The organism is Micromonospora sp. MA102 (genome assembly GCF_025460765.1).
GTDB lineage: Bacteria > Actinomycetota > Actinomycetes > Mycobacteriales > Micromonosporaceae > Micromonospora > Micromonospora halotolerans.
In genome coordinates this window covers 560039-573461 of sequence record NZ_JAMWEG010000001.1, presented here as the reverse complement: position 1 = coordinate 573461, position 13423 = coordinate 560039, and the positions used below count along the sequence as shown (strand labels likewise).

Sequence of the window (13423 nt, the reverse complement as noted above, 5' to 3'; positions counted from 1 at the left end):
CCGGCCGCAGGTCGGAGCCGCCGCCTCCTACCCGGGGAGGAGGCGGCGCGCGAACGCCGCGTACGTGGGCCCGTCGGCCCGGTCGAGGACGGCGAAGGTGACCTGGTCGAACCAACCCGGCGCGTCGGCCAGGGCGGTCGCGAACGCGTCGGCCACCGTGCCGGGGTCGTTGCGGAACACCCCGCAGCCCCAGGCGCCGAGCACGAGCCGCCGGTGCCCGTGCGCGGCCGCGACGGCGAGCACCCGCCGTGCCCGGGTACGCAGCGCGGGCGCCACCCGGTCGGCGTCGGCGGGCTGCTGGCGCACCAGGGCACCGCGGTTGGGCGCGGCCGCGGTCAGGAACGACACCTCGTGGACGGCGTCGAGCAGCCGCCCCCGGTCGTCGCGGAACACCGGCACCCGGGGCGAATGGATCACCCGGTCGCTGTAGAGCAGGTCTCCCTGCTCCCGGTGGTACGCGTAGAACTCGGGGACGGCCGTCAGGCAGGGGTACAGCGCCGAGGCGCGGGCGATGCTCTCCTCCTGGGCCTGCGCCCCGGTGCGGAAGCCGCCGCCCGGGTTCTTCGCGGAGGCGAAGACCAGCGCCGCCACCCCGCCGTCGGCGGCCAGCCGGCGGGCGGCCGCGAGGGTGCTCTCCCCGGTCACCTCGACCGTCGGGGTGCCGGCGCGGGGCACGGGGGCGGGCAGCGGCTCGTCGGGCAGGTGCAGCCGGGTGCCGGCGACGGCGGCCCGCACCGGCTCGGCGAGCGGCACGGTCCGGCCCCGGCCGTCGACGTACCCGCCGGCGTCGAGGACGGCCAGCGTGTCCGCGGCGAGCGCCCGCAGCCGGGCGCTCACGAGGGGTCGGCGGGCAGGTGCTGCACGAGCTGGACCGGGTTGCCGTCCGGGTCGGCCGTCCAGGCGATGAGCAGCCGGCCCAGCCAGACGTGCGGGGCGGCGAGCGCCGGCGCGCCCGCGGCGGTCAGCGTCGCGTACGCGGCCGCGGTGTCGTCGGTCCAGAGGATCACGGCGGCGCGCTGCCCGCTCGGCACCGGGTCGAGCCCGTGGTCGTCGCGGGTGGACGCCACCGAGGCGATGCCGATCCGGTAGCCGTCCAGTGTCAGGTCGACGTGGATCGGCGTGCCCTCGGCGGGCACCCGGAAGGTCTCGGTGAAGCCCAGCCCGGCGTAGAAGGCGGCAGCCCGGGGCACGTCCTCGCTGAACAGGATCACCTGCGGGGTGCGGAACATGGACACCGGTGGACCGTACCGTCAGTCGGGCAGCATGGGCATCTCGAATCCGGGGTCGCGGCCGAGCAGCACCCCGCGGGTCAGCGCCCGCGACCCGAACCGGTCCCGCACCGCGTCCACGGCGGCGTCCAGCGCCGGCCCGGGGTCGCGGGCGAACGGCAGGGTGAGCTGCACGTGCCCGTCGTCCAGGTTGCCGACGGCGACCCCGATGAGGGTGACGCCCCGGGTCTCGATCTCCGGAAGCGCGGCCCGCAGCAGCGACCGGGCGGTGGCCCGCAGCGGCCCCGTCTGGGCGGTCGGCTTGTCCAGGGTGCGCGCGCGGGTGGCCCGGGTGTAGTCGGCGAACCGCAGCCGCAGGGTCACCGTGCGGCCGGTGCGCCGGGCCGCCCGCAGCCGCCCGGTCACCCGGTCGACCAGGCCGGCCAGCACGGCGTCCAGCTCGGCGGGGGAGTGCGGCTCCCGGCCCAGGGCGTGCTGCGCGCCCATCGAGGAGCGCCGCCGCCCGACCTGCACGGCGCGCGGGTCGCGGTTGTGCGCCAGGGCGTGCAGGTGGCGGCCGGCCCCCGCGCCGAGCAGCGACACCAGGGTCGGCTCGTCGAGGCGGGCCACCTGCCCGACGGTGCGCAGGCCCCGCTCGCGCAGCTTCGCGGCGGTGACCGGGCCGACGCCCCAGAGCCGCTCCACCGGCAGCGGGTGCAGGAAGGCCAGCTCACCGTCGGGCGCGACGACCAGCAGCCCGTCCGGCTTGGCCACCCCGCTGGCCACCTTCGCGAGGAACTTGGTCCGGGCCACCCCGACGGTGATCGGCAGGCCCACCTGCCGGCGTACCTCCCGGCGCAGCTCGGCCGCGATCCCGGCGGGCGGGCCGACCAGCCGGCGCAGCCCGCCCACGTCGAGGAACGCCTCGTCGATGCTGAGCCCCTCGACCAGCGGCGTGGTGCGCCGGAAGATCTCGAACACCGCCCGGCTGGCCGCCGTGTAGGCCGCCATCCGGGGCGGCACCACGACGGCGTCCGGGCAGAGCCGCCGGGCCTGCCGGCCCCCCATGGCGCTGTGCACCCCGCGCGCCTTTGCCTCGTAGCTGGCAGCGAGGACCACGCCGCCGCCGACGATCACCGGCCGACCCCGCAGCCGGGGGTCGTCACGCTGCTCGACGGAGGCGTAGAACGCGTCCAGGTCGGCGTGCAGGATGGTGGCCTCGCTCGACACCAGCACATGTTCGCACAGATGTTCGAACGCCGGGCTGGTCAGGGCAGGCTGATCGCCAGCTTGCCCAGGGCGCCGCTGAACTCGGACAGGGCCCGGGGCACCTCGGCCAGCTCGTAGCGGCGGTCGACCGGCACCCGGACCCGATCGGCCAGCACGTCGTCGGCGAGCCGGTCGAGCGTCCCGCGCTCCGGCTTGCCGAAGATCGAGACGGCTGCCGGGTGCTGGTCGGGGCCGAAGCCGATGGTGGACGCCAGCCGCCCGCCGGTGGCGAGCAGCCCCGCCAGCGGCGCACCCTCGCCGGCCAGGTGCGCCACCGCCGAGACGCCGTCCGGGGCGAGCGCGCGCACCTGCCCGGCCAGGTCGCCGGTGTAGTCGACCACCTCGTCGGCGCCCAGGTCCCGGACGAAGTCGGTGGCCGGCCCGGGGCGGGCCGTGGCGACGACGCGGGCGCCGGCCAGCCGGGCGTACTGCACGGCCAGCGCGCCGACGCCCCCGGTCGCCCCGGCCACCAGCACCGTGTCGCCGGGCCGGACGGCCAGCGCGTCGAGCGTGTCGAGTGCGGTGGCGCCGGCCAGGCCGAGCACGCCCGCCGTGGCGAGCTCGATACCGTCGGGGACGCGGGCGATGCCGTCCGCACCGCCGGCCGTCACGTACTCGGCCCAGGTGCCGTCGCCCAGGTAGGAGCGCATGAGCACCCCGAACACCGGGTCGCCGACCCGAAAGTCGCTGGTACCCCCGATCGCCTCGACCTCGCCGGCGAAGTCCTTGCCGAGCACCACCGGGTACCGGTAGTCCATGGCCCCGCGCAGCGCCCCGTCCGCCGCCTTGCGGTCGAAACCGTTGACCGAGGAGGCCCGCACCCGCACCAGGACCTCGTCCGGGCCGGGGCTGGGGCGCGCGAGGTCGTCCCGGACGGTCGGCGCCGCCCCGTCCCGGTCGAGAGTGATCGCCTGCATCCGCTCGTCCCTTCTCCCGCGCCCGGCGGCGCCCGGTCGGTCGCCGAGCCGGGGCGGGTTTCCCGGGGAGGGAGCGGCTACACCCGGCCCGCGCGACGGGTCAGGCGCCGCGGGCGCGCGACCGGTGGGACAGTGAACTCGGCGCGTTCAGGCCCGCGTCGTCGCTCACGCTCACCCCCAGCCGCTCGACCAGTTCGCCGCCGAGCCAACCCGTGAACCCGGCCAGCACGATGCCGGCGAAGCTGCAGACCAGCGCGCCGGCGTTCGGCTCCCAGTTCTCCGCGCCCCGGCGCAGCAGCCAGCTGATCGCGAACAGCACCACCACGACCACGTTGCCGAGGCCGTGCGTCGCGCCGACCCGCTTGGCGCGGGTGCCGGCCGGGATGGCCCGCCAGTCGATCAGGCCGAACACCGCCGCGACCAGGCCGCCGATCACGCCGGCGGCGATGGTGTACGCGGCGGAGACCTGGAAGCCCGTCCGGTCGGTGATCAGGTACAGGATGTCGAAGATCACCGAGGTGGCGAACAGTCCGAGCGGGAACACGATCAGGGTGGGGTGGATTGCGTGCCCCAACGACTTCGCGCGACTCTCCATGCCGGTCCTTCCTTCTCGGCCCCAGGCGCCGCCGGTTTCCCCGTCCGGCGTCGCCTACACCTCCCGGCGGGCCAGGGCGATCGCCTGCCGGGACGGGCGGCGCAGCACGGCGAGCCGGTCGCCGCGCACCCGCACCGAGGTACGCCCGCCGCGCCGCCGCCGCACCGTCAGGTCCACCGTCGCCCCGCCCACCCGTACGCCCTCCAGCCGCAGGTCGGGCAGCCACTCGGGCAGGTGCGGGTCGACGAGGACCGCGCGCAGCGGCGCGGCCGGGCGCAGCGCCAGCAGGGCCTGGACCAGGGCCACCACCGCGCTGGCCGACCACGCCTGCGGGGAACACGAGTTCGGGTAGACCCCCGGGTGCGGGTGGGCCGCGTCCCGGGGCAGGCCGCTGAGCACCTCCGGCAGCCGGTGCTCGGTGAACAGCGCCGCGGCGGCGAACATGCCCTCGGCCAGCCGGTGCACGTGCGGCCAGCAGCCGTACCGGGCCAGCCCCAGGCCGATGGTCCCCGCGTCCACCGGCCAGACGCTGCCCCGGTGGTAGCTGAACGGGTTGTAGGCCGGGTGCTCCGCGGACAGCGTCCGCACCCCCCAACCGCTGAACATGTCCGGGGCCAGCAGCCGGTCGGCCACCCGCTCGGCGACCCGGGCCGGCACGATGCCCGTGGCGAGCAGGTGACCGTCGTTGGAGTTGGTCGAGCGGACCGGGCGCTTGTCCGGCCCCAGCGCCATGGCGTAGCAGCCCCGCTGCGGCAGCCAGTACGCCCGATGGAACCGCCGGCCCAGCGCCCGGGCCCGGGCCAGCAGGGCGGCGCCCCGCGCCGGGTGCCCCGTGACGGCGTACACGACGGCGGCGTGCCGGAGGGCGGCGTACCAGTAGCCCTGCAGCTCGCTGCTGGCGATCGGGTTCGGCACCACCTCGCCCCGCTCGTCGACGATCGCGGTCTCCGAGTCCTTCCAGCCCTGGTTCTTCAGCCCGCCGGGGGAGCGGCAGTGGTAGTCGAGGAAGCCGTCGCCGTCCGGGTCGCCGTACCGGTCGATCCACTCCAGGGCCCGGCCCGCCGTGGGCAGCAGGTCCCGCACGGTGTCCAGGTCGCCGGTCCACGCCAGGTACTGGCCGAGGAACACCAGAAAGTCCGGCGCCGTGGACCAGTCGCCGTAGTAGGCCGTGAACGGGTTCAGCCCGAGCAGCGAGACCGGCCCCTGCCGGGCCTCGTGCAGCGGCTTGCCGGGTTCCTCGTCGCGCCAGTCGTCCAGCCGCCGGCCCAGGTGCTCGGCGTTGAGCCGGAGGCTGTCGGCCAGCATGGTGGGGCCGGCCAGCAGCGCCTGCCAGGAGGCGGTCATCGTGTCCCGGCCGAAGATCTCCTGGTAGATGGGGAGGCCGGCGATCGGCGCCGTGGGGCCGGCCGGCTCGCCGAGCGGCAGCACGGCCAGGTCGCGCACGGCGCACCGCCAGGCCGCGGTGACGTCGAAGTTGCTGCTGGACAGCCGGGCGAGCTCGGCGTCCAGCCGGGCCCGGGCCCGGGCGCCCGGATCGTCGGGCTCGGCGAACGTGGCCGGCGGGGCGGGCAGCCGGGTCCCGTCGAAGACCGGCTCGACGAGCAGTTCGGCGCCCGCGCTGCCGCCCGGCGGTACCGCCAGCTCGACGGTGAACCCGCCGCCGTCGTACGTGACCGGGGCGTCGGCGCGCAGCCGGACGGCCACCGCCCGGTCCAGTCCCTCGTGCCGGTAGCTGAGCCGCAACTCGGCCGAGCCCGGATCCCACCCGGTGTGCACCGCGCCGACCTGGAGCCGGCGGCCCGCCTCGGCCTCGCTGGTGTCGGCGAAGTCCGCCTCGACCGCCACCATAAGGCGAAACCGCAGCGGCCGGGCGGCGTAACTGACCACGGTGAACCGGCTGCGCAGCCCGGGGCCGACGAACCGCTCGACGGTCAGGTACGCGGCCCGTGACGGCAGCGCCTCGCCGTCGCCCAGCTCGGCGTAGGAGAGCTGGGCGTGCCCGCCCACGTTCGCGGTGGCGAACGGCACCGGCTCCCGGCCGTTCACGGTGATCCGCTCCCGGCTGAGCACCCGGGTGTTGCGGGCGAAGAAGCCCTGCGGGTCGACCCCGGCGATCCGGCCCCGGACGTCGGTGACCAGGGTGCTCCAACCGCTCGCCACGTAGAGCAGGTCGGGCCGGACGCGCAGGTTGCGGACCCAGGTCATCCGCCCGCTGTTACCCGCTGGCGTCCCCGCTACGCCCCGGGGTCAGGGCGCGGTGCGGGCGCGGTCCCGGACCAGCAGCTCGACGGCCACCGCGATGGCCACCGCCTCCACGGCCAGCAGGGTCAGCAGGATCAGCAGCTGGGTGGCCCCGGCGCGGACCGGCCCGGCGCCGCCGAGCAGCACCCCGACGAACGCGCCGGGCAGGGTGACCAGCCCGACCGTGCGGGTCTGGTCGAGCGCCGGGACGAGGGCCTGCCCGGCGGCCGGGCGGCAGATCTCCAGCGCGGCGTCGCGGGGGAGCAGCCCCAGGGCAAGCCCCGCCTCGTACTCGCCGTGCCGGGAGCGCAGCTCGTCGAGGGTGCGCCGGCCCGCCAGGCTGGTCGCGGTCATCGCCCCGCCGATCAGGATGCCGGCGGTGGGCAGCACCACCAGCGGGGTCGCCGGCAGGGCCCGGCTCGCCAGGAGCACGGCCAGGCTGGGCGCCACCCCGGCCGCGATGGCCAGCGGCGCGACCCGGGCCGGCCCCTCCGCACCGATCCGCCGGCGGGCGGTGAGCGCGGCGACGACGTACATGAGCAGCACGAACGCGGCGGTGCTCCACCAGGCGCGGAGCACCGCGACGATGACCACGGAGACCGCGCCGAGCTGGACGGTGGCCCGGGCGGCCGCGGTGAGCACGGTCCGGGCCCGGCCGAGCCCGGTGAGCCGCAGCACGGCGGCGCCGGCCAGGGTGAGCGCGGTGAGCGCAACGACCAGAGCCGGGCCGATCGGTACGGTTCCGCCGCTCACCCGATGATCGTATGCCGGTGGCCGGCCGGCGGGTGCGGTCCCGCCGGCCGGCCGACCGGTGTCACCGGCCGTAGACCTCGAATTCGTAGAGCGAGAAGCCGTAGGAGGTGGCCCGCTTGACCCCGTACATCCGCACGTAGCGGGCGGTGACCGGGGCGACTGTCACGTTGTCCGTCCCGCCGTTGCCGGCGGTGGTGCTGAACACCGGCTGCCAGGTGCCGCCGTCCGCGGAGACCTCGATCCGGTACGCGCTGCCGTACGCGGCCTCCCAGCGCAGCACCACCCGGCTCACGGTGCGGGCCGAGCCGAGGTCGACCCGGATCCACTGGTTGTCGTTGTAGCTGCTGGCCCAGCGGCTGCCCAGGCTGCCGTCGACCGCCTTGTCCGGGGTGTGGCTGGTGAGGAACTGCGTGCTCGACGCGGTCGCCGCCCGCCCCTGGGCCAGGTTGGTGACGTCGTCGCCGCGGCGCGCCGGGAACGAGACGACCTGCTGGTAGGTGGGGCGGTTCTGCCAGGCGATCAGCGGGTGGGTGATGCCGCCGAGCCCGGACTGGGCGATGGCGTCGGCGCACCACTGGTCGCCCGCCCCGCACGACTTGTCGCCGGGGTAGACCGTGGCGACGGGCACCGCGGCCGCCTGCGCGAGGGTGTCGAGCAGGCTCTGCCGGCAGCCGCCCAGGTTGCCGTTGCCGCAGTACGCCCGGCCCAGCCCGCCGGCCACCGGGTCGCCGAGCACGGTGCGGATGTCCTTGTCGACGTAGCCCCACCAGCCGTACTGGAAGGAGGAGCCCTTGTGCGGCTGGCCCTGCAACGCCCACACGGCGCTGCCGTCGCGACCGCCGTTCTGGCCGCCCGACGGCGCCTCGTTGACCTCGATGGCGTCCACCAGCGCGGCGTAGAGGTCGGGGCCGAGGCCGGGGCGGAACTCCGCGGCGGCCAGCAGCGGCCACCAGGCGTCGAAGATCCGGATGGCGTCGGCGTGCTGGTAGACCTTGGAACCCGGGGCGGTCTCCACCCGGCGGGCGCCGGCCTGCTGCCAGGCCCGCAGCTTGGTCATGGCGTCGGCCAGCGCCGGGTCGGTGACCGGCGCGCTGCCGAGCACCCGGAGCAGGTCGCCGAGGACCTGCTGGCCGCGCAGGTCGGTGACCGCGGCGTCGGCCATGATCCGCACGACGTCGGCCCGGCCCAGCTTGCGCTGCGCGATGGCGGCGCGCACCGGGCCGTCGAGGAGCTGGGCCCGGTGCACCGAACCGAAGCTGAAGTTGCCGTCGGCCGCGCCGAAGTCCCGGGCCTGCTTGTTGTTCCAGCTGACGTAGTAGTCCTGGTTCACCGACTGCGGGTGGGCGGCGGCCGGCGTGTAGGTGGCGGTGTTGGTGTCCGCGGTCCAGCCGACCCACTCGTTGGCCGCCTCGGCCCGGGTGGGCAGGTTGGGGTCGGCCGTCGACGGCCGGACCGGGTTGGACCCGGAGTTGAAGTAGGCGGCCTCGGTCGAGTTGACGTAGAACCAGTTGAACGCGTAGCCGACGTTCGCGGCGGACTGCTGGAACGCGGCCGCCGAGCCCATCGCGGCCGGGTCGTTGTACGCCTGGAAGCCGATCGCCGAGTCGGCCTCGTGCCGGTAGGTCGAGCGCAGCTTGGTGAACGCGGTCGGCTGCCCGTTCACCAGCCCCCGGTACGCGACGAGCCCGTACTTCGTGCGCAGGGCGCGCAGCGTGTACGAGCCGGCCGGGGTGGAGTCGGCCAGCGTCGGTGACCAGGAGTTGCGGTGTTCGATGACCTCCATGGCCACGCACTGCCCGTGCCACAGGTAGCGGGTGGACGCGAGCGTCGGGGCGCTGCCGTCGGTGGTGCACAGCGGCACCGCGTACGTGTCGGTGAGGTCCTGGCTGGCGGAGGTGGCGCTCCACGCGTAGTCCTGGCCCCGGCCGAGCAGTACGTACAGGTTCAGCCCGGCGAAGGCGGCGCCGCGGGCGCTGACCCCCGGCCCCTGGAGTTCCTGGAGCATGAGCAGTTGCGGCGCGAAGTAGCCGGTCTGCGGGCCGAAGACGGCGACCGGGTTGCCGGTGGTGGTGTGCCGGCCGGAGACCACCACGGCGTTGGACATGCCGTGCGACCGCAGCCCGGCGAGGCCGCTGAGCAGCCCCTGGGTGGTGGCGCTGCCGGCGCCGGCCTTGGCGGCGGCGGCCCCGCCGGTCTGGTCGTAGGCGAGCGGCTCCGCGACGACGCTGCCGGCGTCGGGGAGCACGGCGCCGGTCGCGCCGGCCGGTGTGGCGCCGTACGGGAAGCTCTGTCCGTCGTGGAGGGTGAGCACGGTCTCCGGGTCGTTCTGGGACCGGAAGGCCTGCCAGACCCGGTCGCCCTCGGCGGCGCCGAACTTCGCCCGGGCGGCCACCCGGACCAGGGCGGACTGGATCTCGGAGCCGCCGCCCCCGCCGAACAGGCCGCCGATGACGCCGGCCGTGGCGATCAGGTCGGTCATGGTGAAGTGCGTCGGTTTGCCGGCCCCGGCCAGCACGTATTCGCCGGGGTAGTTGTCGGCGCTGATGGACTGGTCGATGTAGGCGTTGACGCCGGCGATGTAGTCGGTGACGTCGTCGTAGAGCTGCTGGCCGCGGGCGCCCTTCTGGCGCAGCGCGTCGACCTGGGCCTGCAGGTCCGCCTCGGTGTAGGGCGAGTTGGCCCAGATGCTCTGCTCCAGCTCCCGGTTGCCTGGAGCGCCGCCGGCGAAGGAGGTGAGGGTGCCGCGGCCGGCGTGCCGCAGCAGGTCCATCACCCAGAGCCGGTCCTGGGCCCCGGCGTAGCCGGCGCCGAACATGGTGCCCGAGCGGGTGGTGCCGGTGACGTGCGGCACGCCGGTCGCCCGGTCGCGCACGATGGTGACGTCCGCGCGGGGCCGCACGGTGCTCTCCACCTGCCCGTCGGGCACGCCGAACGAGGCGTCGTTGTAGAACTGCGCGATCTGCTCGTCGGTGAGCCCGGCGTAGCCGTAGACCAGGTTCGCGTACTCGTCGAGCTGGTCGCTGGAGTGCGCGGGGCGGGTGCCGAGCGCCTGGTGGGCGAGGATCGCGGCGAGGGTGGCGTTGCCGTTCTCGCCGGGCGGCAGGATGTCGGCGCACTGGCCGAGGCAGTAGTCGTCGGGGGCGAACGTGGTGGCGGCGAGCGCCGGTGTCGGTGGGACGACCGTCAGGGCGCTCGCCGCCGCGGTGAGCGTCGCGGCGAGGGCCGCGAGCCGGGCACGGGTGGTGGGACGGGGCATGGCGGATCCTCCGGATGCGCGGAGTCGGGCCGGGACTGCGCCCGGCTACCGCTTGCCGACGTCTCGCCCTCCGTGCCCGGGCGTCACACCCGGAGGTGAGAGTGACTCATGTCTACCTCCGGGTAATGATTGATGGCGTTCCATGCCTTGGGATAGGTGCCGTTCACCAGGCGCGAATGCCGACGTTTCGGATCGGTCACGGCAATGCGAGCACGGCCTCGTGCCCCAGGTGGTCCGACGCCCACCGGCCGCCCGGGGTCCGCCGCTCGTTGCCGAAGACCTCGCTGGACACCGGCGCCACCGCGCCGCGGACCAGCACCATGTCGATCCGGTGCTCGACGTCGTCGGCCGGCTCGGTCAGGTCGTCGCCCAGGCCGGACGTGTAGCCGGGGTCGCCCGGGTGCAGGACCGGCCAGGTGTCGACCATCCCGCCGGCGACCAGGGCGAGGTAGGCGAGCCGGTTGTTCGGGTCGGGCAGCTCGGGCCCGCTGTTCAGGTCACCGAGGAGGATCAACCGGCCGGGCACGCTCAGCGGGCCGCGCAGCAGCTCCTGCGCCTGCAACAGGCGTACGCCGGGGTGGAACGCCTCCAGGTGGGTGTTGACGAACCGGAACGTGCGGCTGCCCAGCGTGGCGTCCACGGCCGTCCAGCCGCGGGTGCTCGTGGCGGTGCCGCCGGTCGCGGCGAGCGGGAAGACCAGGTTGTTGACGAAGTTGCCCGACGAGGTGGCGTCCACCTTGATCCGGCCGCCGTGCCGCACCAGGATCACGTCGCGCATGGTCAGCCGGACGTCCCGCAGGTGCGGCGCCCCGGCCGGACCCTCCAGGTCCGCCTCGTCCCGCACCACCACGACGTCGTACCGGTGGCCGGACCCGGCCAGCTCACCCATGAGGAGGGCCAGGTAGTCGTAGCGGACCTCGGTGGCCGGGGCCGGGTCGCCGAGCGGGCCGGTGCGCCAGAGGGCCACCTCCTGAAGCCCGACCAGGTCGGGCTTGCGCTCCCGGATCTCGTCGGCGATCAGTGCTGCCCGGGCCGGGAAGTCGACCAGGTCCACGTGGCTCAGCAGGGCGGCGTTGGCGGCCAGGAACGCCGGCAGGTTCGGCGCCCCGATCGACGGCGTGAGGTCGCCGCCCAGGTAGAGGTTGCGGGTCAGCACGGACACCTTGGGCCCGGCTTCCGCATGTGCCGGCGGGGCGACGAGCCCCAGGCCGGCCACCGCGAGGGCGGCCGCGGTGACCAGCCTGGCGAGGCGTCGGAGATGTGCGCGAAGGCTGCCGTCCATGACTGTCGTCCTTCCCGGCGGGATCGTGATCGGCGTACGTTAACGCCGGTCACGCCACCGTGGACACCGCCGTTCGGGCCACCTCCGCCCGGCGGTCAGGCCTGAGGCTGGCCGATGTCCACCATCCAGGAGGTGCCGAACCGGTCCACGCACATGCCGAACTCGTCGCCCCACATCTGCTTCTCCAGCGGCATGGTGACGGTGCCGCCGTCGGCGAGCTGCTCCCACCAGCGGCGCAGGTCGTCCGCGTCGTCGCCGCTCAGGCTGATCGCCATGTTGGTGCCCGGGGTGGATTCCATGCCGGGCGGGGTGTCGGAGGCCATCAGCGTGAAACCGCTGGGAGTCTCCAGTTGCGCGTGCATGATCCGGTCGGCCAGTTGCGGGTCCGGGTTGCCGAAGTCGCCGAAGGTGTTCACCCGCAGGTCGCCGCCGAACACCCGCTGGTAGTACTCCATCGCCTCCCGGGCGTTGTCCCGGAAGCTCAGGTACGGATTGAGTCTGGACGTCATCGTCTCGCCTCCTCGGTGTCGTGACCTGGGCATCGTCGCAGAGGGACGGGCCGCGGCCAACGAGGCGCGACGGGCGAGTGTGGACGGGAGCGGTGGAGGTGGCGCCGTTGCCACCTCCACCGCCTTTCCCCGCCGGTGCGCCGTCAGTTCTTCTGGAACGACTGACGCACCACACCCCCCACCAGGGCGCACCAGGTGGTGGTGCTGACCTTGCCGTTCGGCGCCAGTCCGTGCAGGCGCTGCAGGTCCTGGAGGGCCTTCTTGGTCGGGTGGTCGTACACGCCGGTGATCGTCACGTCGGCGTAGCCCTTGAGGTTGAGCATGAACTGCACGGCCTGCACCGGGATGCCGGTGGCGTCCTTGTCCAGCTCGGGCGCGAGGGTCTCCCACGTCGGGGCGGTGAGGGTGGCGTCGATGTCGACCGGGATGCCGTTGCGCGCCTGCCAGTCCGCCACGGCCGCCACGGTGGCGGCGTCGAACACGCCGGTGACCGGGACGGTGTAGCCGCGGAAGGTGAGCAGGTACTGCGCCACCTGCACCACCGGGCCGCCGACGAAGCGCCAGATGTCCGGCCACCGGCGGGCCGGCACGTCGGCCAGGTCGGTGCCGAGCTTGGCGAAGACCCGGCGGCGCAGCCTCGGGAACTCCCGGTAGAACATCGCGCCCGGGCACTGCGTCGCCCGGAAGTCCCAGTGGCCGAAGATGTCGTGCGCGTGCAGCCCGTACTGCTGGCAGACGGTGGTGCAGAGCTTCACCAGCGAGTCGAACAGCTCCTCGGGCGGCGTCTCGGTGACGTAGGTGCCCTCGTTCTCGATGCCGATGGCCCGGCCGTTCTCGCCGGGGCAGTGCGCCGAGATCATCTGCCGGTCGCCGGCCTGCAACCGCTCCAGGCTGCCGTGCCGGCCCTCCAGCACGTGGCCGCCCCGGCTGACCGTGAAGTGCTGCCCGGTGTCCGACCACCGGTTGGTGTCCATGTGCAGGTCCTGGCAGTCGCGGGCGAGCTGCTTGGCGTGCTCCTCGGAGTAGTCCGTGCTGTTCGGGAACGCCATGTGGTGCACGATGATCTTGTTGGTCGCGATCGCGCTGATCGACAGCGGGTCCGCCGGCGGGCGGGCGCCCCACTCGTCGCAGCTGATGATCCAGTCGAGGTCCGCGCCCGGCGCGGCCTGCGCGGCGGCCGGGAAGGCGAGTTCGCTCCCGACGACCGCCACCGCGGCGGCGCCGAGGCCGGCCCGCAGCAGGGTACGACGGTCCAGCTCGGGGTGGTCGAAGTGCATGGCATCTCCTCAATGGCCCGACGGGTGTGCGGGCATGTAAAGGAACTCCAACTGCTGCGCGCGAAGTGGAGAATATTGCCAGGGACGGTGGGAGCGCCAGAGGACAAATGTGACGA

At 74.6% G+C, this 13423-nt stretch carries 11 protein-coding genes; all 11 read right to left on the bottom strand.

The genetic code is table 11. The annotated features are described in order from the left end of the window. Positions 1–27 precede the first annotated feature (27 nt). The 11 genes from NFX44_RS02755 to NFX44_RS02705 all read right to left on the bottom strand — a co-directional run bounded on the left by NFX44_RS02755 (position 28) and on the right by NFX44_RS02705 (position 13307). Positions 28–837 (bottom strand): TIGR02452 family protein, encoded by an 810-nt coding sequence (locus NFX44_RS02755; protein ID WP_262281868.1) that lies wholly within the window; start codon positions 835–837, stop codon positions 28–30. Next, entirely contained in the window at positions 834–1229 is a 396-nt protein-coding gene (locus NFX44_RS02750; RefSeq protein WP_262282000.1) for a VOC family protein, read from the bottom strand. Before NFX44_RS02750 ends, NFX44_RS02755 begins: the two co-directional genes overlap by 4 nt. A 21-nt stretch (positions 1230–1250) precedes the next feature. Next, complete coding sequence (gene dinB, locus NFX44_RS02745) at positions 1251–2438, bottom strand: DNA polymerase IV (RefSeq protein WP_262281867.1); 1188 nt, start codon at positions 2436–2438, stop codon at positions 1251–1253. A 38-nt stretch (positions 2439–2476) separates the two neighbouring features. Further along, positions 2477–3394: an NADP-dependent oxidoreductase gene (locus NFX44_RS02740; RefSeq protein ID WP_262281866.1), complete on the bottom strand. Its 918-nt coding sequence runs from the start codon at positions 3392–3394 to the stop codon at positions 2477–2479. A 100-nt stretch (positions 3395–3494) separates the two neighbouring features. Next, positions 3495–3989, bottom strand: coding sequence for a DUF2231 domain-containing protein (locus tag NFX44_RS02735; protein WP_262281865.1), 495 nt, complete (start codon positions 3987–3989; stop codon positions 3495–3497). A gap of 54 nt (positions 3990–4043) precedes the next feature. Next, complete coding sequence (locus NFX44_RS02730) at positions 4044–6194, bottom strand: glycogen debranching N-terminal domain-containing protein (protein ID WP_262281864.1); 2151 nt, start codon at positions 6192–6194, stop codon at positions 4044–4046. A gap of 42 nt (positions 6195–6236) precedes the next feature. Next, the gene (locus NFX44_RS02725) at positions 6237–6983 is read right to left on the bottom strand and encodes an ABC transporter permease (protein WP_262281863.1); all 747 of its coding nucleotides are present in this window, start codon (positions 6981–6983) and stop codon (positions 6237–6239) included. 61 nt (positions 6984–7044) lie between these two features. After that, the gene (locus tag NFX44_RS02720; protein WP_262281862.1) at positions 7045–10239 is read right to left on the bottom strand and encodes a penicillin acylase family protein; all 3195 of its coding nucleotides are present in this window, start codon (positions 10237–10239) and stop codon (positions 7045–7047) included. Positions 10240–10435: 196 nt separating this feature from the next. Beyond that, entirely contained in the window at positions 10436–11521 is a 1086-nt protein-coding gene (locus tag NFX44_RS02715; RefSeq protein ID WP_262281861.1) for an endonuclease/exonuclease/phosphatase family protein, read from the bottom strand. Between the two features lie 95 nt (positions 11522–11616). Continuing rightward, positions 11617–12030, bottom strand: coding sequence for a VOC family protein (locus NFX44_RS02710; RefSeq protein ID WP_262281860.1), 414 nt, complete (start codon positions 12028–12030; stop codon positions 11617–11619). A gap of 143 nt (positions 12031–12173) precedes the next feature. Further along, on the bottom strand, positions 12174–13307 hold the full coding sequence (locus tag NFX44_RS02705; RefSeq protein ID WP_262281859.1) for an N-acetylmuramoyl-L-alanine amidase: 1134 nt from the start codon (positions 13305–13307) through the stop codon (positions 12174–12176). Positions 13308–13423: the final 116 nt, after the last annotated feature.